The organism is Exiguobacterium sp. s152 (assembly GCF_018618335.1).
Lineage (GTDB): Bacteria > Bacillota > Bacilli > Exiguobacteriales > Exiguobacteriaceae > Exiguobacterium > Exiguobacterium chiriqhucha.
In genome coordinates, this window is the sequence record NZ_JACSLX010000009.1 from 1 (window position 1) to 19713 (window position 19713).

Annotated in this window: 28 protein-coding genes, 2 tRNA genes, 2 rRNA genes and 1 pseudogene; 24 read left to right on the plus strand and 9 right to left on the minus strand. The window is 51.5% G+C overall.

Going from position 1 to position 19713, the window contains the following annotated elements:
* The first annotated feature begins 31 nt into the window (after positions 1-31).
* From rrf (KNP72_RS13220) to KNP72_RS13235, 4 genes are all read left to right on the plus strand, one after another.
* A 5S ribosomal RNA gene (gene rrf, locus KNP72_RS13220) occupies positions 32-147 on the plus strand.
* Between the two features lie 114 nt (positions 148-261).
* Positions 262-377: ribosomal RNA gene (gene rrf, locus KNP72_RS13225) — 5S ribosomal RNA — on the plus strand.
* A 140-nt stretch (positions 378-517) separates the two neighbouring features.
* On the plus strand, positions 518-1351 hold the full coding sequence (locus KNP72_RS13230) for a GNAT family N-acetyltransferase (protein ID WP_214833858.1): 834 nt from the start codon (positions 518-520) through the stop codon (positions 1349-1351).
* Positions 1344-2282 carry a coiled-coil domain-containing protein gene (locus tag KNP72_RS13235; RefSeq protein ID WP_214720071.1) on the plus strand — a complete coding sequence of 313 codons (939 nt, stop codon included), beginning with the start codon at positions 1344-1346 and terminating at the stop codon, positions 2280-2282. The genes KNP72_RS13230 and KNP72_RS13235 overlap by 8 nt, the downstream gene beginning before the upstream one ends.
* 9 nt (positions 2283-2291) lie before the next feature.
* On the opposite strand, the gene KNP72_RS13240 is transcribed toward KNP72_RS13235, so the two are convergent.
* On the minus strand, positions 2292-2669 hold the full coding sequence (locus KNP72_RS13240; RefSeq protein WP_214833861.1) for an HIT family protein: 378 nt from the start codon (positions 2667-2669) through the stop codon (positions 2292-2294).
* A 51-nt stretch (positions 2670-2720) separates the two neighbouring features.
* On the opposite strand from KNP72_RS13240, the gene KNP72_RS13245 reads away from it, so the two are divergent.
* Entirely contained in the window at positions 2721-3353 is a 633-nt protein-coding gene (locus KNP72_RS13245; RefSeq protein ID WP_214833864.1) for a uridine kinase family protein, read from the plus strand.
* On the opposite strand, the gene KNP72_RS13250 is transcribed toward KNP72_RS13245, so the two are convergent.
* Positions 3348-4130 carry a sporulation protein gene (locus KNP72_RS13250; RefSeq protein ID WP_214716506.1) on the minus strand — a complete coding sequence of 261 codons (783 nt, stop codon included), beginning with the start codon at positions 4128-4130 and terminating at the stop codon, positions 3348-3350. The two genes, KNP72_RS13245 and KNP72_RS13250, sit on opposite strands and share 6 nt — an antisense overlap.
* Positions 4131-4269: 139 nt before the next feature.
* Between KNP72_RS13250 and KNP72_RS13255 the strand changes: the two genes are divergently transcribed.
* The 7 genes from KNP72_RS13255 (at position 4270) to KNP72_RS13285 (ending at position 7710) form a co-directional block, all read left to right on the plus strand.
* Positions 4270-4346, plus strand: a tRNA-Met gene (locus KNP72_RS13255).
* A 25-nt stretch (positions 4347-4371) separates the two neighbouring features.
* Positions 4372-4448 (plus strand) — tRNA-Met (locus KNP72_RS13260).
* A 105-nt stretch (positions 4449-4553) separates the two neighbouring features.
* On the plus strand, positions 4554-5003 hold the full coding sequence (tsaE, locus tag KNP72_RS13265) for a tRNA (adenosine(37)-N6)-threonylcarbamoyltransferase complex ATPase subunit type 1 TsaE (protein ID WP_214716513.1): 450 nt from the start codon (positions 4554-4556) through the stop codon (positions 5001-5003).
* Positions 5000-5656, plus strand: coding sequence for a tRNA (adenosine(37)-N6)-threonylcarbamoyltransferase complex dimerization subunit type 1 TsaB (tsaB, locus tag KNP72_RS13270; protein ID WP_214833867.1), 657 nt, complete (start codon positions 5000-5002; stop codon positions 5654-5656). The genes tsaE and tsaB overlap by 4 nt, the downstream gene beginning before the upstream one ends.
* The gene (gene rimI / locus KNP72_RS13275; protein WP_214716527.1) at positions 5649-6110 is read left to right on the plus strand and encodes a ribosomal protein S18-alanine N-acetyltransferase; all 462 of its coding nucleotides are present in this window, start codon (positions 5649-5651) and stop codon (positions 6108-6110) included. Before tsaB ends, rimI begins: the two co-directional genes overlap by 8 nt.
* Complete coding sequence (gene tsaD / locus KNP72_RS13280) at positions 6107-7129, plus strand: tRNA (adenosine(37)-N6)-threonylcarbamoyltransferase complex transferase subunit TsaD (protein ID WP_214833870.1); 1023 nt, start codon at positions 6107-6109, stop codon at positions 7127-7129. The genes rimI and tsaD overlap by 4 nt, the downstream gene beginning before the upstream one ends.
* Positions 7130-7143: 14 nt before the next feature.
* Positions 7144-7710, plus strand: coding sequence for a hypothetical protein (locus KNP72_RS13285; protein WP_214716531.1), 567 nt, complete (start codon positions 7144-7146; stop codon positions 7708-7710).
* Positions 7711-7757: 47 nt separating this feature from the next.
* Here KNP72_RS13285 and KNP72_RS13290 read toward each other — a convergent pair whose 3' ends face one another.
* Positions 7758-8165 (minus strand): hypothetical protein, encoded by a 408-nt coding sequence (locus tag KNP72_RS13290; RefSeq protein ID WP_214716533.1) that lies wholly within the window; start codon positions 8163-8165, stop codon positions 7758-7760.
* A complete protein-coding gene (locus KNP72_RS13295; protein WP_214833873.1) occupies positions 8162-10063 on the minus strand; it encodes an ABC-F family ATP-binding cassette domain-containing protein in 1902 nt (633 codons plus the stop codon). The genes KNP72_RS13290 and KNP72_RS13295 overlap by 4 nt, the downstream gene beginning before the upstream one ends.
* Before the next feature lie 149 nt (positions 10064-10212).
* Between KNP72_RS13295 and KNP72_RS13300 the strand changes: the two genes are divergently transcribed.
* From KNP72_RS13300 to KNP72_RS13320, 5 genes are all read left to right on the plus strand, one after another.
* Positions 10213-10869, plus strand: coding sequence for a redox-sensing transcriptional repressor Rex (locus KNP72_RS13300; RefSeq protein ID WP_214716537.1), 657 nt, complete (start codon positions 10213-10215; stop codon positions 10867-10869).
* Positions 10869-11087: a twin-arginine translocase TatA/TatE family subunit gene (locus tag KNP72_RS13305; RefSeq protein ID WP_021065382.1), complete on the plus strand. Its 219-nt coding sequence runs from the start codon at positions 10869-10871 to the stop codon at positions 11085-11087. The genes KNP72_RS13300 and KNP72_RS13305 overlap by 1 nt, the downstream gene beginning before the upstream one ends.
* A gap of 2 nt (positions 11088-11089) precedes the next feature.
* On the plus strand, positions 11090-11878 hold the full coding sequence (gene tatC, locus KNP72_RS13310; protein WP_214833876.1) for a twin-arginine translocase subunit TatC: 789 nt from the start codon (positions 11090-11092) through the stop codon (positions 11876-11878).
* A 124-nt stretch (positions 11879-12002) separates the two neighbouring features.
* Complete coding sequence (locus KNP72_RS13315) at positions 12003-12296, plus strand: YesK family protein (protein ID WP_058765573.1); 294 nt, start codon at positions 12003-12005, stop codon at positions 12294-12296.
* A 191-nt stretch (positions 12297-12487) separates the two neighbouring features.
* Positions 12488-13834 carry an FAD-dependent oxidoreductase gene (locus KNP72_RS13320; RefSeq protein WP_058765575.1) on the plus strand — a complete coding sequence of 449 codons (1347 nt, stop codon included), beginning with the start codon at positions 12488-12490 and terminating at the stop codon, positions 13832-13834.
* A 32-nt stretch (positions 13835-13866) separates the two neighbouring features.
* Here the strand turns inward: KNP72_RS13320 and KNP72_RS13325 are convergent, their stop codons facing one another.
* Positions 13867-14049, minus strand: coding sequence for a PspC domain-containing protein (locus KNP72_RS13325; RefSeq protein WP_214833879.1), 183 nt, complete (start codon positions 14047-14049; stop codon positions 13867-13869).
* A 156-nt stretch (positions 14050-14205) separates the two neighbouring features.
* Here KNP72_RS13325 and KNP72_RS13330 point away from each other — a divergent pair.
* Positions 14206-14793 (plus strand): annotated as a pseudogene (locus KNP72_RS13330) (NADPH-dependent F420 reductase); the annotation flags it as partial.
* Positions 14794-14833: 40 nt separating this feature from the next.
* Here the strand turns inward: KNP72_RS13330 and KNP72_RS13335 are convergent.
* Positions 14834-15193: a TM2 domain-containing protein gene (locus tag KNP72_RS13335; protein WP_214716034.1), complete on the minus strand. Its 360-nt coding sequence runs from the start codon at positions 15191-15193 to the stop codon at positions 14834-14836.
* A gap of 118 nt (positions 15194-15311) precedes the next feature.
* On the opposite strand from KNP72_RS13335, the gene KNP72_RS13340 reads away from it, so the two are divergent.
* From KNP72_RS13340 to bsh, 3 genes are all read left to right on the plus strand, one after another.
* Complete coding sequence (locus KNP72_RS13340; protein ID WP_029596201.1) at positions 15312-15470, plus strand: hypothetical protein; 159 nt, start codon at positions 15312-15314, stop codon at positions 15468-15470.
* 56 nt (positions 15471-15526) lie between these two features.
* Entirely contained in the window at positions 15527-15871 is a 345-nt protein-coding gene (locus KNP72_RS13345) for a hypothetical protein (RefSeq protein ID WP_214833885.1), read from the plus strand.
* 120 nt (positions 15872-15991) lie between these two features.
* Positions 15992-16966, plus strand: a complete 975-nt coding sequence (gene bsh / locus KNP72_RS13350) for a choloylglycine hydrolase (protein ID WP_214833887.1) — start codon at positions 15992-15994, stop codon at positions 16964-16966.
* A 33-nt stretch (positions 16967-16999) separates the two neighbouring features.
* Here bsh and KNP72_RS13355 read toward each other — a convergent pair whose 3' ends face one another.
* Positions 17000-17278: a hypothetical protein gene (locus KNP72_RS13355; RefSeq protein WP_214833890.1), complete on the minus strand. Its 279-nt coding sequence runs from the start codon at positions 17276-17278 to the stop codon at positions 17000-17002.
* A gap of 119 nt (positions 17279-17397) precedes the next feature.
* Here KNP72_RS13355 and KNP72_RS13360 point away from each other — a divergent pair, with 119 nt between their 5' ends.
* Together KNP72_RS13360 and KNP72_RS13365 are read left to right on the plus strand one after the other, a co-directional pair.
* Entirely contained in the window at positions 17398-17763 is a 366-nt protein-coding gene (locus KNP72_RS13360) for a hypothetical protein (protein WP_214833893.1), read from the plus strand.
* Positions 17764-17830: 67 nt separating this feature from the next.
* Positions 17831-18220, plus strand: coding sequence for a hypothetical protein (locus KNP72_RS13365; RefSeq protein ID WP_214833896.1), 390 nt, complete (start codon positions 17831-17833; stop codon positions 18218-18220).
* 31 nt (positions 18221-18251) lie between these two features.
* Here the strand turns inward: KNP72_RS13365 and KNP72_RS13370 are convergent, their stop codons facing one another.
* Both KNP72_RS13370 and KNP72_RS13375 read right to left on the minus strand, forming a co-directional pair.
* Positions 18252-18461 (minus strand): YdiK family protein, encoded by a 210-nt coding sequence (locus KNP72_RS13370; RefSeq protein WP_021065367.1) that lies wholly within the window; start codon positions 18459-18461, stop codon positions 18252-18254.
* 16 nt (positions 18462-18477) lie between these two features.
* Positions 18478-19128, minus strand: coding sequence for a CPBP family intramembrane glutamic endopeptidase (locus KNP72_RS13375; RefSeq protein ID WP_214833899.1), 651 nt, complete (start codon positions 19126-19128; stop codon positions 18478-18480).
* A gap of 258 nt (positions 19129-19386) precedes the next feature.
* On the opposite strand from KNP72_RS13375, the gene groES reads away from it, so the two are divergent.
* The gene (groES, locus tag KNP72_RS13380) at positions 19387-19671 is read left to right on the plus strand and encodes a co-chaperone GroES (protein ID WP_214833902.1); all 285 of its coding nucleotides are present in this window, start codon (positions 19387-19389) and stop codon (positions 19669-19671) included.
* Positions 19672-19713: the final 42 nt, after the last annotated feature.

Below are 19713 nucleotides of genomic sequence, written 5' to 3' on the forward strand. Positions count from 1 at the left end.
TCTTCAGTTTTGAGAGAACGATCTCTCTATGTCTGGTGGCGATGGCGAAGTGGTCACACCCGTTCCCATGCCGAACACGGAAGTTAAGCACTTCAGCGCCGAAAGTAGTTGGGGGTCTCCCCCTGTGAGGATAGGACGTCGCCAGGCCAACGCGAAAGACGATCGAGCATCCGCTCGGTCGTCTTTCTTTATGTGATTATTTTAAACAAAATTACCTAATAGTATTGCTATATCCTAATCGATATGCTAATATAATAATTGTCTAGTGGCGATAGCGAAGTGGTCACACCCGTTCCCATGCCGAACACGGAAGTTAAGTACTTCAGCGCCGAAAGTAGTTGGGGGTCTCCCCCTGTGAGGATAGGACGTTGCTAGGCCAACGCAAAGGACGATTGAGCATCTGCTCAATCGTCCTTTTTGTCGTTCCCGAAACCTTTACATCTCTCTTCTCGTATAAAAACGTGAAGAGGGGGAAATCATCATGTACATACGTAGAGCCACAGCCTCGGACCAGAGAATGTTTACTGAGGTCTCACGGGCGAGTTTCAAACAAGAGGCAGATCGTCTCCGGTTGCCATACCGGGACTTAAATATTGAGCCACCCGGTTATGATGACGAGGCGATGAGCCTGTACTTGATTGAACAACTGGTATGCTATGTCATCGAGCTTGAAGGACAAGTCATCGGGGGAGCCGTCGTGACGTTGACAGGGCAAGATTACGGACGGATTGACCGCATCTTTATTCACCCATACAGACAAGGTAAAGGGATTGGGAAACAGGCACTACAGTCAATCGAGAAGCTTCATCCGACTGTTCGAATTTGGGAGTTGGAGACATCCACAGCCCAACCTAACAACGTAGCATTTTATCGGGCTGCTGGTTATCAATCCGTCTTCGAATCAGATGAAGAAGTTTGTTTCGTCAAGCGAGTGCAACAACGAACAGATTACATGGTATTGCGCTATGAAGAGCGTTCAATCACAGGTGCTCAAGCGTATGGGGTGGATGCGAGCCGTGTCTCCATAACGAATAGTAATGTCTCAGAGCTTCAGGCAAGCAACTGTAATTTCACGAAGAGTCAATTTCGGAATATCAACTTCAGGGAGACGGAGTTCGATGATTTGAATCTATCCGGTTCTCAGTATCGTTTCGTCACCATGTACGAGTCAGGGAGACCGACGACGTTTTTCCATACGAATCTGACGAACACAATCTTTGAAAACTGTCGGCTCGATGGTGTCCGCATCGAGGACTCATCGATTGATGGCTTAACGATTGACGGGGTGAACGTCAAAGATCTGTTGGAACATCATCGAAAAGAAACGGGAGGAATGAAACGCTATGAGTGATCTCTACCAAACACAGCACGACTTACAACAACAGATGGCCGAACGGGACCGACTCGCTCGTAAATTAAAGACACTCGATAAACAAATTGCCGAACACGAAGCTGTACGAAAACAACTTCTCAATTCGTTCACGAAGGAACAGCGTGACGTCTACGACTTAGATTCATTCTCGCTCGTCAATGCGTGGCGTAAGCTCCGGGGAACATTCAACGAACAAAAAACGATTGAGTTGGAAGAGGCGGCCCGGGCCGAATTGAAATTACGGGAACACGAGGCGATGTTGGATGAGTTAGCGCTTGAACGTCGTGACTTATATGAGACGTTTGAGACCTATAATGGAATTGACGCGGAATGGGAAACGTTCATAAAAGAGAAGGAAACTCATTTGAAGCAAGATTCTACTGTTAGGGAAGAGTTATATCGCCTCACGGATCAACAGGTGAAAATGACCGAGTTAGTTGTTGAATATAAAGAAGCTATCGTTGCCGGGAACTCAGCGCGAACGGCCATCTCCAAAACACTCAAACATCTCGATAGTGCGAAAGGTTGGTCGACGTATGATACGTTCTTTGGAGGTGGATTGATTGCGACTGCAATGAAACATGACGCCATCGATGCTTCGGAACGGAAGATGCATGAACTTCAAGCTGCGCTTGAGCGCTTCTCGCGGGAATTGGCTGATGTGAAAGGAGTTGTCAGCGGCTTACACATTGAACGCGGTTCGCTCATTCAATTCGCTGACTACTTCCTCGATGACATCTTTTCCGAGTGGACGATGCATGGACGAATCAATGATTCGCTCGACAAGGTAAAAGGTCTTGACCGTGAAATCACTCAACTCATCGAGAAAATGACGAGAGAAGTGGAACGGCTGGAGCGACAACTTGAAGAAACCGAAACGAAACGAAAACAGCTCATCCTCACACGATGAGCTGTTTGGTCATTCTGGTCGTTTCAACCAATGACGTAATCCTTTACCCGCGTGCGGGCCGTCGGCGTAACGAGGGATGACGTGCAAGTGAGCATGCGGAACTGTTTGATTTGAAGCGGTACCCACATTCCAACCGAGCGTATAGCCGTCAGGGCCATATGTCTCCTCGAGGAATGACTTCACTTCGTGAAGCAATACATATGTATCGTGCCATTCCGAAGGCGTGAGGTCGAACGTCGTTGCGCGATGTTGTTTCGGGACGATGACGCCAGAGCCGACGAGCACGTCCTGCTCACGGTCGTGCATCAAGAAGTAGCATGTCTCATTCTCGGCGACGATCGTCTGAGACGGATCTAGTTGCGGATGACAAAATGGACAAGTTGACATCGGATTGGTACACTTCCTTTCTGTATAAAGTGTATCAAAAGGGGGAGCAGTATGAATGAATTGATTGATAGAATTGTTGCCCAGGTCAAGCGCGAGCACCGCACGATTATTGGCATCTCAGGGCACGGGGGTGCGGGGAAGTCGACATTCGCTGACGCTTTACGAGCGAGTCTTGGAGACGTGAACTACATTAACACCGACCCATATATCACGGACTCGACGTTACGGAAAAGTGCCATGCTCGATTACAAGGTCGACGGGCAGGCACATCATTACAAGATGACAGCCTGTCATCCGGCGGCACACCACTTGCTGTCACTTGAGCGTGATGTCCGCATGGTACGTGAAGGCATCGGCTTCTATACGATTGACGTTCCATACCTTGAACGAACGTGGATCGACCCGACAAAGCAGATCACGATCATCGAAGGCATGAGCGTCGCGTTTCTTGCATCTGATTGGTGGGATGTGTCGGTTTATCTATATACCGACAGCGACACCGAGTTTGCGCGACGTTCCGTGCGCGACGTCCAACAACGAGGAATGGACATCGCGTACTTAAAGGAGTCACACGACGAGCGTCGACTCCAATACGAGCTGTTCATGCATCCGCAGCGCGAGAAGTTCCAAACGATCGTCTCGACGAGTAACGATGTTTGGACAATTGAAAACCACCGCTCATGAAGAACGGTGGCTACGTAACGTCTCTTGGATACCGAGTCCAAGTCGATCGTGTTCTCGTTCGAGTTGGTCCCACGTGAGCGAGCGATGGCGCATCGTGACGTCATTGGCGATCGACTCGAGCGTACGCTGCTTCTCGATATTGTCGAGCCAGTAATACACATCGACCCCATCTTCGTCGACCCGCCAAAACGATTTGACGACTTCAAATTCGTCGGCCCAATCACCGACCGGTTTGAATCCGTATTTCTCGACGAACGGATACGGTCGTTCTTCTCCGATTGGGTCGATGACGTTACGGACGAACATGAGTTCGAGCCCAGCGTGTTCAGTCGCCTCCAATAATCGTTTCAAGGCAGGGAGCGGTTCGACTTCGACTTTCTCGATGACATCGAACCAGACCCGTTTTCCATCGGTGTCCCAAACGGTCGCTTCGACGCTGTATGGTGCTCCGGCGGTGGAGGGGGCATACATCGTCAAATCGAACGTGAACGGGATGTGTTCTTCAGCACCTGGTTCGAGCACGGCCGATAGGGCGATTGGGACTTCTTGCAAGTCGGCCTCCCGATTAAACTCGTTGCCTTCGAGCGTGATATCTTTGAACGTCGTCAAAAAGTTAAGCGTCAACTCTTGCAGCCGCACGACATGCGAAGTGGTGTTCAGCACCCGCAGTGTTCCATGGACGGTCTCGTTCGGAATGAACGGGACGGTGTGAAAATAGACGGATGCGTCCAGTTCGGAAAAGAACCATTTTTTAAAGCGATTACCCCATTTCGACATGACGGTCGCGCTCCTTTTCTCTTATAAATTGTACTCTCTAAAATGTTCCCGATTCCAATTCTGAAAAAACATGAAGAAAAAGGTTGCATTATATAACTACTTCACTTATTATAGAGGATGTCGAAACAATTCAAACCATCGCGGGGTGGAGCAGTCTGGTAGCTCGTCGGGCTCATAACCCGAAGGTCGTCGGTTCAAATCCGGCCCCCGCAACCAATTTTTATTTAATTTCATATGTCGTCGCGGGGTGGAGCAGTCTGGTAGCTCGTCGGGCTCATAACCCGAAGGTCGTTGGTTCAAATCCAGCCCCCGCAACCAATTTTTAAATGAGATAGCGAAACGATGACGTTTCGTGTTTTTTTTTGCGTAAAATTGAGTGTACAATGAGTACGTATCGCTAGAACCGACTAAAGGAGAAACATCATGTATACATTGATTACCCATTCTGCGGCTGAGACGCAGGCAGTGGCAGAGAAGTTGGCCACACTTGTCAAAGCCGGGACGGTCATAACGCTGAACGGTGACCTCGGTGCCGGTAAGACGACGTTCACCCAGGGCTTTGGTAAAGGCCTCGGTGTCACGCGTAACGTCAACAGCCCGACGTTCACGATCATGAAGCAGTATCAGGGGCGCTTGCCGCTCTACCATATGGACGTCTATCGTCTCGAAGATACTGGGGACGATATCGGCCTTGAAGAATATATCAACGGCGATGGAGTCGCCATCGTCGAATGGTCAAACTTGATCGAGTCATCGCTTCCGACGGAGCGGCTTGCTATCACCATCGAGCGGATCGGGGACGAGGAGCGTCAACTGACGTTCGCGCCCGTCGGTGACGCATACGATGCGCTCGTGAAGGAGGTGCTCGCATGAAGCAATTGATGATGGACACGTCGACGACTCGTTTGTCTGTCGCCTTGAGCGAACATGGACAAATCCAAGCCGAAGCGACGGTCATGGTCTCGAAAAACCATGCCGTCACGCTCATGCCGATGATTGAACAACTGATGAACGCGGTCAAATGGACACCGACCGAGCTCGAGCGCATCGTCGTGACGACGGGGCCTGGATCGTATACAGGCATCCGCATCGGTGTCACGACCGCGAAGACGCTCGCCTACACGCTCCAACTCCCGCTCGTCGGGGTTTCGGCACTCCGTCTCATGGCGGCGGCGCCGAACACGGAGCTCCCGGTCGTCTCACTCATCGACGCCCGCCGTGGCAATGCCTATATCGGCCACTATCAACAGAACGAGGCCGTCTCACCGGATTGTCACGCCTCTGTCGTAACTTGGCTTGAAGCTAATATGACAGGACCGTTTGTCGTCGTCGGTGACGTCGAGCCGTTCCGTGACGCGCTCGTGTCTTACGACTATACAGAAGCCCCGGCTGCTCACAGCTATGGACGTGCGAGCGATCTCGTCGCCTTAGGTGACGTGACGGACGATGTCCATGCGTTTGAACCTGAGTATCTCCGCCTCGCTGAAGCGGAAGCGAAATGGCTTGAGGGACAAAACAATGGCTGATATTAAAATCCGGCGCATGAACTGGCTCGATGTCGAAGAAGTGACGAAAGTCGAAGAAGCGTCGTTCGCCATCCCGTGGACGAAAGAAGCGTTCATGAACGAGATGCTCAAGAATGATCAGGCCGTCTATTTCGTCGCTGTCCATGAACGTCGCGTCGTCGGATTCGTCGGCGTCTGGCAAATCGTGGACGAGGGACACATCACGAATATCGCCGTCTTGCCAGAATACCGTGGGCAAGGCATCGGCAATCTGCTGTTGACGCAACTCGTTGCATTCGCCCGCTCGAAGTCACTGGCGGCGCTCACGCTCGAAGTGCGCGTCTCGAACATCGGCGCCCAAAAGCTGTATGAACAGTTCGGTTTCGAAAATGCCGGACGCCGGAAACGCTACTATCAAGACAATAATGAAGACGCCTATATCTATTGGGCGAAGTTAGGAAGTGAAACAGAATGAACACATCGCTCATTCTCGCGATTGAGTCGAGCTGTGATGAGACGTCGGTCGCGCTCGTGCGTGACGGCAAGACGCTCTTATCGAACGTCGTCTCGTCGCAGATTGAAAGTCATAAACGGTTCGGTGGGGTCGTGCCCGAGGTCGCCTCGCGCCACCACGTCGAACGAATCACGTACGTCATCGATGACGCCCTCAGTGAGGCCGGTGTGACGATGCAAGACGTCGACGCCGTCGCGGTCACGCAAGGACCAGGTCTCGTCGGGGCGCTCCTCGTCGGCATCAGTGCGGCCAAGGCGCTCGCGTTCGCCCACAGTAAACCGCTCATCGGCGTCCACCATATCGCCGGGCACATTTACGCGAACGAACTCGTCGAAGAGATGGAGTTTCCACTCGTCTGTCTCGTCGTCTCAGGTGGACATACGGAGCTCGTCTACATGCCGGAGCACGGTGTGTTTGAAGTCATCGGTGAGACGCGTGACGATGCGGCCGGAGAAGCGTACGACAAAGTCGCGCGAACGCTCAGCCTGCCTTACCCGGGCGGCCCAGCCATCGACCGTCTCGCAGCCGACGGGGAAGATACGTATAAGTTCCCACGGGTCCGGCTCGAAGCCGGAAGTTTCGATTTCAGCTTTAGCGGACTCAAGTCGTCGGTCATCAATGCTGTCCATAACGCCGAACAACGCGGGGAGATGGTCATCCCTGAAAACTTGGCGGCCAGCTTCCAAGCGAGCGTCGTCGAAGTGCTCGTCGAGAAAGCGATTCGTGCCGTGAAAGAGAAGGGCGCGAAGCAACTGCTCGTCGCGGGCGGTGTCGCGGCCAACCGTGGACTCCGTGCTGCGCTTCAAGAAGCGACGGACCGTGAAGGGATCCGTCTCGTCATCCCACCGCTCGATCTATGCGGAGACAACGCCGGTATGATTGGGGTCGCGGCCCATCACGCGTATGTGCGCGGTAAGCGCGATACACTGGCGATGAATGCGGTTCCTGGGTTATCCTTAGAAGAGAGCATGACAGTCTAGGGGGAAATAGAGACATGACGAAACGCATCATCATTGGAGGTCTGGTCGTACTGCTCGTCGTCGCGACGTTTTTGCAAGTACGAGAGATTATCCGCGCTTATAATATCGCTTATCAAGAAGAAATCGTACCGGAAGCGACACGCGTCCGGTCGCTCACGGGAGCGGAATCAATCGAAGGCATCGGCCGGGTCACAGGTGAGAACACGCTCGTCGAGACGTTGTACGGTTATAAGAGCCTAGACGATCAAGACATCGAGAGTGTCATCGTCGTCGACCGCAATCTCGGCGTCCAACCGAAAGCGAGCGACGCGTATTATGAGATTGCCCCGGGCCGGGAAGCGACCGAAGAGGAAGCGGCCAAGTTCGAGGATATCGTCAACGAGTTTGACGAAGAGCAACTGTTCGCGCAAGTCATCTCGACACATGAGGCGAAGTATGTGACGAACCGTGAGGAGACGCTCACGTTCTATAAAGTGTTCGTCCGTGACGTCGATACGAACGAGTACGTGTTCTTTATCACGGAAGACGGTCTCAAGCTCGACTTCCATACACGCGGGTTCCAACCGCTACGTTATTTCTAACTGTTAAAAGGGAAGCCGGTCTCCAACTTGGAGACGGCTTCCCTTTTTTATACGTCCGGATGATGTTTGTTCTGTTTGTGCCACATATTCACCCAACTCACGATGAAGACGAGCAGGGCGAGCAGCCACATGAGGAGCGTTGACTGATAGAAGTGTCCCCACACTGAGCCTGGGGTGTAAAAGCTGTGCACGGTCACATCGACCGGCCAGACGACGAGGCGGATGAACAGCGTGCTCATGAGCAGGCCGCTCAACAAGCTGATCACAATCCCGCTCCACGTCTGGATGATGAAGCCGATGACGACCGGCAAGAAATAAAACAGGAACGACGGGACGACCGTCGGCTCCCCACGAATCAGTTCGGATACGAATTCCGTCCCCGTCGGCACGATATAGGCGAGACCGGTCAGGAAAGCATGCATCCATTCGATTCGCATCGCACGGAATCGCATCATGAATGGAGCTCCTCCCATTCTGCATACAGTGCCGTGATCGATTCTTTCGTCGCATCGGACTCGGTCGACAGTTCCTGTGCCCGAGCGAAGTCGTTGAAGACGTCCGGTTCACACAAGAGCTGCTCGATTTCCTCGAGACGGGCCTCGTGTTGTTCGATGGTGAGCTCGATTTCCTCGATCCGTTGTTTCATCCGGCGTTCCTCACGTTGCTGTTCCTTGTCGGCGCGCTGCTTCTTGACGATGACTTGTTTCGTCTCTTCGCGGGCGAGTCGGGCCAGGTCTTCGAGTTCTTCTTTCTTCTCGACGTAATATGAATAATCGCCGAGATACTCGTCGATGCCGTTCGGCGTGATCTCTAAGACGCGCGTCGCGAGCCGATCGATGAAGTAGCGGTCGTGCGACACGAACAGAATTGTGCCCGGATAGTCGACGAGGGCGTTCTCGAGAATCATCTTCGAATCGAGGTCCAAGTGGTTCGTCGGCTCATCCAAGATGAGCAAGTTCGGTTGCTCGAGCTTTAGTTTCGCGAGCGTCAAGCGGGCCCGTTCACCACCCGACAGTTCATGGACACGTTTCATGACATCGTCACCGCTGAACAGGAACTGTCCAAGCAGACTCCGCACTTCTTGTTCGCGCATGAGCGGCCAGTCGTTCCAAATCTCGTCGATGACACGGTTGGCGTCCGACAAGTTCTGTTGCTCCTGGTCGTAGTAGCCGATTTCGACGCCGGTGCCGTAGCGGATGTCACCGGTAAGGGGCGGCTGTTGTTTCGTCAACACTTTCAGGAGCGTTGATTTGCCGACTCCGTTCGGGCCGACGAGGGCGACCGATTCGCCGCGCTGCAATTGGAAGCGGAGATTTTGGGCGATCGGTTCTTCATAGCCGATGGCGAGGTCGCTGCCGCTCAATACGTCGTTCCCGCTTTGACGTTTGATTGAGAACGAGAGGACGGCGCTGCGCTCATCACCGTCCGGCGCTTCCATCCGGTCGACTTTCTCGAGCCGTTTACGGACACTCTGGGCCCGCTTCGTCGTTGTCGCCCGGGCGATGTTACGCTGAATGAAATCCTGCATCTTGGCAATCTCTTCTTGTTGCGACTCGAACTGTTTCTTCTCTTGCTCGTAAATGGCAGCCTTCTGTTCAAGGTACTTCGTGTAGTTGCCGACGAAGCGACGGCTCCGGTGGCGCGACAACTCATAGACGACCGAGACGACGCGGTCGAGGAAGTAGCGGTCGTGGGAGACGATGAGGACGGCGCCTTTATAGCCGCTCAAATACTTCTCGAGCCAACCGAGCGTCTCGATGTCCAAGTGGTTCGTCGGCTCATCCAAGATGAGCAGGTCTGGACTCTGGAGCAGCATTTTCGCGAGGGCGAGGCGTGTCCGTTGTCCGCCGGAGAGCGTATCGATGCGGCGTTCGAAGTCGTCCGGATAGAACCGCATCCCGTGAAGGACAGAGCGGATCGTCGCCTCATATTGATAGCCGCCACGGTCTTTGAACGTATGCTGTTCTTCATCGTAAGACGACAAGAGGCGCTCATAGGCGGCCGGGTCGTTCAAGATGCGCTCGGAACCCATGTCTTGCTCCATGCGGCGCAGCGTCTTTTCTTGTTCGATTAAATCGGTGAAGACAGTCAACATTTCGTTCCACATCGTCTCGTTCGACTCTAACCCTGAGTCTTGGGCGAGATAGCCGATGGTGACATCTTTCGGCTTCATGATGTCGCCCGAATCATAGTTGTATTCCCCGGCGATGACTTTAAGCAATGTCGACTTGCCGGCACCGTTACGGCCGACAAGGGCGACACGTTCGCCTTCTTGAATTTCTAGTTTGACGTTCTCTAAAATCGGCTCGACGCCGAATGATTTCGATAAGTTATTGACTTGCAGTAGGATCAAGTGAAAAAACCCCTTTCTCTCTATTTAGTATACTTTATTTCTTCCCCATTTCAGGTATATTCATTGAGTGGTCATGTGAATTCGTTTACAATCAAGGTGTATGAAATTAGATTCGTTTGAAACGCGTCGTAAAAAGGAGGCTCTTTCCGTTGAGTCAAAACGAACCAAAGATTCCGCAAGCGACAGCCAAACGGTTGCCACTATACTATCGGTTTATCCAAAGCCTACATTCATCAGGAAAACAGCGTGTCTCTTCTGCTGAACTGAGCGAGGCGGTCAAGGTCGATTCGGCCACAATCCGTCGCGATTTTTCGTACTTCGGTGCGCTCGGGAAAAAGGGATATGGCTATAACGTACAGTATCTGTTAGACTTTTTCCGTAAGACACTGAATCAGGACGAGATTACGAACGTCGCCTTGGTCGGGGTTGGTCATCTTGGGACAGCTTTCGTCAACTATAACTTCCTTAAAAACAATAACACACATATCGTCGTCGGGTTCGACGCAGACGAGACAAAAGTCGGCACGACGATGTCCGGTGTCCCGATTCATCACGTCGATGAGATGGAACAGATCATGAAACAGAACAAGATTGACGTCGCCATTCTCACGGTGCCGTCTGCCTATGCGCAACCGGTCGCGGACGACTTGGTCCGCTTCGGTATTCGCGGCATCTTGAACTTCACACCGGCCAGACTTACTGTGCCGGATACGGTCCGCGTCCACCACATCGACTTGTCGATCGAACTCCAGTCGCTCATTTACTTTATGCAACACTATCCATCTGCTGAGGGGGTCCATCAATAATGGAATTACTATCATCGTTGCTCGTCGTCGGTATTCCAGGCGGCGCAAGTATCTTCATTATCGCCATCGTCGCGCTCATTATCTTCGGGCCGAAGAAATTGCCTGAATTCGGACGCGCCGCTGGTCAAACGCTCCGTGAGTTTAAAAATGCCACGAACGGTATGATGAATGAACATGACGAGAAAGATAAGAAAGAACTTGAGAAGAAAGAGCAGTAATCATGAATCATCAACCTGATCAAGAGCGGGCGCTGTCCGATCACTTGACAGAGCTGCGGAGACGACTGATGCTGTCGGCATTTGTCGTCTTTGCCTTCTTTTTGATTGCTTTGCCGAGTGTCAAATACGTGCTCGCCTATCTGCAGGCGGACCTCGTCGAACGAGGGCTCGAGCTGAACGCCTTTGGGGTCGCGGACCCGCTCATGATTTACTTGAACTTGGCGCTCGTCATCGGGCTCGTCGCGTCCGGTCCGTTTCTACTGTATCAACTGTGGGCGTTCGTCGCACCTGGTCTGCATCCGAATGAGCGGAAAGCGACGCTCGCGTATATCCCGATCATCTTCATCTTGTTCCTGATTGGTCTCGCGTTCGCCTACTATTGGTTGTTCCCGCTCGTCCTCGATATTTCGACGGACCTCGGGCAAGACCTCGGTCTGACGCAAATCATCGGGGCGTCGAACTACTTCACGTTTTTGCTGCAACTGACCATCCCGTTCGGATTGTTGTTCCAGTTGCCGGTCGTGACGATGTTCTTGACGCGCATCGGTGTCGTGACACCGTACTTCCTCTCAAAAATCAGGAAGTACGCCTACTTCGCCTTATTCGTCATCGCGGCCTTCATCACGCCGCCGGATTTGACGTCGCACCTCATGGTGTCACTGCCTCTCTTTTTCTTGTATGAGATCAGTTTATCGATTTCACGCATCACGTACCGGGGCGTGCTCCGACGTGAGAAAGAGGCGATGGTGAAAGAGCAAGTCGATTTGATGAAACAAATGAATGAGAAGTAAGCATCGTTCTTTAACGGGACGATGCTTTTTTTGTGATTGGGAATAAATGTTTTTAACAACAAGATAAACATTGGACCCACGTGATACGATAAAACTACTTAAACATCAGTCAGGGGGAGAAGCGATGGCTTGGGAGTACTACGGGGATGAACTCATCATCATCGGCGTGTTGACGACAATTTTGTTGATTGCCGTGCTGAACTTTCTGAAGTCGCGATTCAAGCGGAGACTCGCCTTCTCGTTGACATTGCTCGTCGTGGGGTACGTATCGTGTATCATCGGACTCGTCTTCGTCCGTGGTTGGGACGCGCTGGGCTGGATTTTGATTGGCTTCAGTCTGTACGTGATCGGCCTCCTCACCTATATCAGCGTCGTCACTTACCACTGGTTTAAAGCAAGACGCACGACCCATTCATGAATGAACCGTTCCGGTTGCGGAGCGGTTTTTTGTTGTCACACCAGCCGTTCAAACTTTAGACATAATTACGTGAAAAATTGAGCAAAGGGATTGTCAAACCTTCTTGTGAAATAGTACACTAAGTTCAGAAAGCAAATGTGATATTTATCACAAACGCTAACTTGCCTAACACTCAAAGGAGAGACAACCATATGAAAATCGCAGTCATCGGATGTACACACGCAGGAACAGCAGCAGTCAAAGGATTACTCGCCAAGCACGACAATCTCGACATCACGGTGTATGAGCGGAACGACAACGTCAGCTTCCTCTCATGTGGGATCGCCCTCCACGTCGGCGGTGTCGTCAAACGTGCGGAAGAGCTCTTTTACGCGTCACCGACCGAGCTCGAAGAACTCGGCGCGACGATGCGCATGAAGCACGACGTGTTGAACATCGATACGGAAGCGAAGACGGTCCATGCGAAAAACCTCGACACGGGAGAAGACGTCTATGACACGTTCGACCGTTTGATCGTGACGACTGGTTCATGGCCGATCGTCCCGACGCTTCCTGGCATCGAGATGACTGGGATTGAGCTCTGCAAAAACTATGGCCACGCCCAACGCATCATCGAGCGGGCAAAAGACGCGACGAACATCGCCGTCATCGGTGCCGGCTATATCGGTGTCGAGCTCGTCGAGGCGTTCGAAGTGTACGGCAAACACGTCACGTTCATCGATAGTGCCGACCGCATCTTGAACAAGTATCTCGACAAGTCGTTCACAGACCAACTCGAGGCAGACATGACGTCACGCGGCATCGACCTCGAACTCGGCCAGACGGTCGAAGCGTTCCGTGGGACAGATGGAAACGTCACGCACGTCGTGACCGATAAAGGTGAGTTCGAGGCCGACCTCGTCATCCTCTGTGTCGGCTTCCGCCCAAACACGGGACTCCTTCAAGGCCAAGTCGACATGCTCGGCAACGGCGCCATTATCGTCGACGAATATATGCGCACGAGCAACCCGGACGTCTTCGCGGCTGGTGACAGCTGTGCCGTCTATTACAACCCGGCGCGCACACATGCCTACATCCCGCTCGCGACGAACGCCGTCCGCATGGGGACGCTCGTCGCCGAGAACTTGATCGCACCGCGTGTCCGTTATCAAGGGACGCAAGGAACGTCAGGTCTCCGTCTCTACGATTGGAACATTGCCTCGTCTGGACTTACAGAAGAAGCAGCTGGACTGTTCGGCCTCGACGTTGAGAGTGTTGTGATTGAGGATGCGTACCGTCCGGAGTTCATGCCGACGGCTGAACCGGTTCAGTTCAAACTCGTCTATGAAGTCGGCACACACCGCGTCGTCGGCGGACAAGTCCTCTCGAAAGCGGACATGACGCAAGCGGTCAACACGTTGTCGCTCGCCATCCAAAACGAGATGACGGTTGAAGAGCTCGCCTATGTCGACTTCTTCTTCCAACCGCACTACAACAAGCCATGGCACTTCATCAACAGTGGGGCGCTCGCGGCGATGAAAGATAAAGTCAACGCATAAAAAAACTCGGGAGCCGCGGCTTCCGAGTTTTTTTATAGATAGCGTGGGGCGTCCTTCATCGAGTTGGCGAGAATCATATAGATGAGGACGTTCCCCGGTACGATAAAAAAAAGCAGACGAACACCAAGCGGGGACAGGTCGAAGTATTCAGCGATCCCGCCACAGACACCGAAGAGTGAGCGGTTCGTGGCAGATTTTCGAAGCGGACGTTGCATAAGCGTGGCTCCCATCTCAACTATGATATGAAAATTTTACCATATAAATTGGTGGCAAGCGTACAATGCACACAGGTTTTTTTTCGTCTGAAGCCGGGGAAGGGGTAAGAGAAAGGCTACGGCACGCAGACGAAGAACTGTGAAGGGGAGTCGGACTACATGAAGATTGGTATTTTAGGAGCAGGGAAAGTCGGACGGACGCTCGGGCGCAAGTTCGAGGACGTCGGCTATGAAGTGTTGTATGGGACACGTTCAGAACGGGAAGGGACGATGTCGCTCCAAGAAGTGGCGTCGAACGCACAGATTTTGTTATTGACGACACCGTTCGCGGCAGCCGTTGATTTGATTCAATCACTTCGGGACTTGGACGATAAAATCGTCATCGATGTGACGAATCCGATTGCCAAAGAGTTTGATTCGATCGAGCGGCCGGAAGGGAAGTCGGGGGCCGAGCATCTGCAAAAACTTGCGCCACACGTCCGCATCGTCAAGGCGTTCAATCAGACCGGCGTCGAGAACTTGGAAAATCCGAACATGTCGATGATGTTCATCGCCGGAGACGAGCAAGAGTCGGTCCGAGCCGTTCAAGACCTTGCCTCGAAGATTGGTTTCGACGCCCACACGCTGCGTCACTTGAAACTGGCGCGAGAACTCGAGTCGCTCGCGTGGTTATGGATTCATTACGCGACGAAAGAACGGAAGCACCGGAACTTTGCGTTCTACTTGAAAGAGAATAGTTTTTAATAGAAAAGACGGTCACGCGTTGGCGTGACCGTCTTGGTCGTTAAAAGGCAGCTTGACGCTCAGAGCGAGTCTTCAACGATTCAATCGTCTCGCGCTCGATCGCTTCGACTTCGCGTTGTTGCCAGCCTGGCATGAGGAACGCGTCGACGAGCGCCCAAATGCCTGCTACGAACAATCCAACGAAACCAATCAAGACGACGGTAAGGATGATTGAACCAACCGTAAGAGCTAGCATCCCAAGGGCGCTACCTGTCTTTTTAAAGTAGAAACGGTGTGCGCCGAAACCGCCGAGGAAGAACCAAAGCAAGTACGCGACGACGAGATTGCGCTTCTTTTTCTCGACTTCGCTGTTGACGAGGAGCATTTCCTCTGTCGATAAATCGATACGTGAATAATTCATGATGTGATGTGCCTTCTTTCCAAAAATTGATATAATGAATGCAGTCTTTATTGTACCGGGAAACGGATGAATTCCCATGATTTTCTATTATTTATTTTTGGAAGCGAGGAACAACCGAATGGGTTTTGCGATTGTGACGTTCATCGTCGCGTTTATTCACGTGATCGCCGGAGCGGTCGTCTTACATAAGTATCCGCAATATAAATCAATCGCCATCAGTGTGATCGTGCTCGGTTTCTTATATGGTGTGTTGACGGTCGGGTTTATTGTGTTATGAAAAAATCACTGTGGCCCCGTGCATCACTCAAGCAAAGGGATAAACTGAAGCTCGGAATGTTCGCCATGCTCGGGTTTGTGATTGGGGATATTTGGTTTGGCGAGGTGCCGGATACGACCGTCATGATGTCTGCGCTGTTCTTTTATGCGTGGCGTCGAGACATCGCGTTTGCCCACGATGAAAAAGTCGGTCAAGCCATTGGACGTGAGGCGAATGAGCTCGCTTTACGTATCATCATCGTCACTTTGGTCATTGCTTCCTTCGTGTCGTTCATCGTCGACACAATGAGTTATCCGCTTGAATCATTTGTATATTTTACCTTGGCGCTTGTGTTCGGATTAAAAGGCATTGGACTTTGGTTTTTCATGCCGGACACAACGGTCGAAACCGAACTGAATTAATTATAAAGAACGATGCGGCACACGCCTCATCGTTCTTTGCTTATGGTTGATGTCAGACGAAAACGTGAATAGGACAAAGAGTGCTGTTATTGTCTGCATTGGATCGGAAGGAGTTTTGTTATGTGTACAGCAATCACGTACGCTCCGCACGCCCACTACTTCGGCAGAAACTTAGACTTGAACGTGTCCTATCACGAGCAAGTGACGATCACCCCCCGACACTATCCGTTTAACTTCAGACGGATGGGCGAGAACGTTAACCATTACGCGATGATCGGGATGGCGACCGTCGTGGAAGACTACCCGCTCTATTACGAGGCGACGAATGAAAAAGGGGTCAGCATGGCCGGGCTGAACTTCCCAGGGAATGCCGTATTCAAGCCGGAAGTCGACGGAAGAGACAACATCTCTCCATTCGAGTTCATTCCGTGGATCCTCGGGCAATGCGCGACAATCGAGGAAGTGAAAGAGCGACTGGCGACGATTCAGCTGGTTAATCTTAATTTCAGTGACGCTCTCCCGCTTCATCCGCTACACTGGATCATCGCCGACAGAGATGCCTCGATTGTCGTCGAGCCGATGGCGGACGGGTTGCGAATGTACGACAATCCAGTCGGCGTCTTGACGAACAATCCGTCGTTCGAGTATCAGCTGTTCAATCTGAATGATTATCGGCACGTCTCGACGAAACTGCCGGCCAATACGTTCGCGCCGACATTGAACCTCGATGCCTATTGTCTCGGTTTAGGCGGACAAGGCTTGCCGGGTGACTTATCGTCGACGTCGCGCTTCGTCCGGGCAACGTTCGCTACCTTCAACTCGGTCTGCGAACCGACCGAGGCGTCCGCGGTCGGTCAATTTTTCAAACTGTTGGATACGGTAATGCAAACGCGGGGCTTGAACGAGGCTTGGGACGGGACGTACGAGTACACGATCTATTCCTCATGTTGTAACGTCGATGATGGTATCTATTACTATCGGACGTATGACAACAACCAAATCACGGCCGTGTCACTGTTCCATGAACCGTTAGAAAGTGAGCAATTGATTGCGTATCGGCTACAACACCACCAACAGATTCATTATGAGAATTGAGAACAGCCCTCTTCGCGCGAAGGGGGCTGGGTTTTACAGTGTGCCGTTATAGAGCGGGGCCTCATCGTCCGTGCTGATGACTTTCAGGTGACGCTCGTCTTTTACATAGACGCTCTTATAGGCGACGCCTTCACCTGCATAGAACAAGATGACACGGTTGCCGTCGTTGTCCGTCTCGACTTTCGGTTCATACTGTGCGATCTCGATCGTCTCTTCGAGCACGCCATACTCGTCGTATGTAGACAGGTCGTCTTCGTTTGAGCAGGCGACGAGAAACAGGGAAGCGACCATCGCGAGAAATGCTTTCTTCATCGTATCTCTCCTTATTTGATAGTTTACCTATCAAATATACGCGGATTGATATCTTTTTCAAAAGCGAATGAAACTTCTATCATCTTTCTTCGTATAGTTTGAACAGAGGAGGGGAGATGATGAACGGACGTAACATGGCAGTAGCGGTGAGTATTGGTTTAGTAGCCGGGGCCGTCCTGTTTGGGGTGTCCTCGCATTTGTTGTTTCTCATAGCGAGTGTGTTGTTTTATCGGTGGCATCGACGAAAGGCCGGACAGTATCCGTCATCGACGCGAGAGCACCTGTTTTGGCGTTCGAGTGAGAAGACATGGCTGGTCTCCGTCATTTTGTTTGTCGTAATCTTTTTAATTGGGTTTGATGCGACTCGTGTGACCCAATCGACACAACAGCTCGCACTGACCGCGTTGACGTATTTGTTTGCGACAAAAGGGTTATTTTTAATGAATGAGATACATATGTACGAGCAGGAGCGGAACGAGACTTGAGTTTTGTCAGGATGTCATCATAGATTAAGCTAGAAACACCGCTCAAACTATAGAAGAGAGGTAAAGAATGAGACTCACTAAAAAATGGTTCATCGTTTTATTAATCCTGTGGTCCATGTTGCTCGGGATAGGTATATGGCACGGTGAATATGTGATGAGCGCAGTCACCGGATTCGGGGTGACGATGGCGACGTATTACGAACAAAAATTAGATCGAATAGACAAACAGAAAGCCGCAATGATTCGCGATTCGGCAAACTCGAAATTGATGACGTTCGTTTTTGTCGCGCTCATGCTCGCATTCATCATCGGTGTCTTCTTCTTCGATCAGCCAACGGTACCGTTACTCGAGACGTTTTATCTTGTCCTTGGTGTGTTATTGACGCTTCGAGGCCTATTTATGCGAAGCGCTTATCAAGATGCGTTGATCGATACTTCAAATGTGATTCGACTATGAAAAATCCCAAGCGAGTCCGCTTGGGATGTTTTTATGCCGATTTATCGGTCTTTTCTTTTTTTGCTTTTCGGGCGAGTGTTAAAATCTGGTACACCTTGAAGAAGTCATATGCTGCTACGGCGATGATGAAGTACGTCCAGAAGCTGAAGCCATACTCCTGCACCGAGTAGTAGGCGAGGACAGTGAACAGAATCCCGAATGAGAGACTGAACAAAAACATAACTTTTAAGTGTCGCGGCATCAATGCCACCTCATTTCTACATTAAGAATAATACGACCATGACGAGCGCGTTGTTAAACGCGTGAATCGCGATCGGTACGATCAAGCGACGCGTCTTAGCGTAAGCGACCGTGAAGGCGAAGCTCATCGCCACGTAAACGAGAATCTTGTTGTCCCCGTGGATGAGCGCGAACAAGAGAGAGCTGACCGCGAACGCGATCCAGAACCCGAAGCGGGCGCTCAAGTTCCCGAATAAGATATGACGGAAGAGAATCTCTTCCATGATTGGGCCGAGCAAGACGACTGAGAGCGTCATGACCGGGACGAGACGGACGATATCCGCGATTTCCTCAGTGTTCTGAGACCCCATGACGTCACCTGATATTGCCGTCTCAATCAAGTTGGCGACGATGACGAGCCCATACTGCATGAGAATCCCGAGCCCAATCCATTTGACCGTGTCGTTCAAATTTGACTGGATGCCCTGCTGCTTATACAGCTTCAAGTCGGGCCAGAGCAAGAAGATCGAGATGACGATCGTCAAACTGAACCCGATGGCGAACCAGAGGCCAGTTGCCGTCGGCGTGATCCATTCTGGGCGCACTTCGCTAATCAATACCGGAAAGAATTGAACAAACGCATACAGCAGAATCGGGATGATATGCCGGAGCCGAATGTTAGGCGCCATCGAAAAACGGGTATTTATCGATTGGTTTGAGTTTAGTGTAGCCAATTGAACACGTCCTTATTCCTAAGAGTCAACGTTCCTTTTGACCATTGTATCAAATAAGGTCTCTTGACCGCGAGTGGAAGCATTTTTTTGATGTTCCCGCTTGCATTTTCAGTCGTCTCATACTACACTAATCAGTGTTAGCACTCCTTTTTGATGAGTGCTAAAACTTACGATTCAACGATACATCATTCATATTCGGAGGAGGTTTTTTCTATGTTAAAACCACTAGGCGATCGCGTCGTCATCGAAGTCGTGGAGAAAGAAGAAAAGACGATCGGAGGCATCGTGCTTCCTGACACGGCGAAAGAGAAGCCGCAACAAGGACGCGTCCTCGCAGTCGGTACAGGCCGCGTCACGGACCAAGGTGAGCGGATCGCGCTCGACGTCAAAGAAAATGATTTGGTCATCTACTCGAAGTACGCGGGTACCGAAGTGAAGCATGAAGGCAAAGAATACTTAATCGTTCGAGAGAGCGACATTCTCGCAATCGTAGGCTAAGACTCACCATTCTTCAAAAACTTTTCTAGGGGGAAATGAACA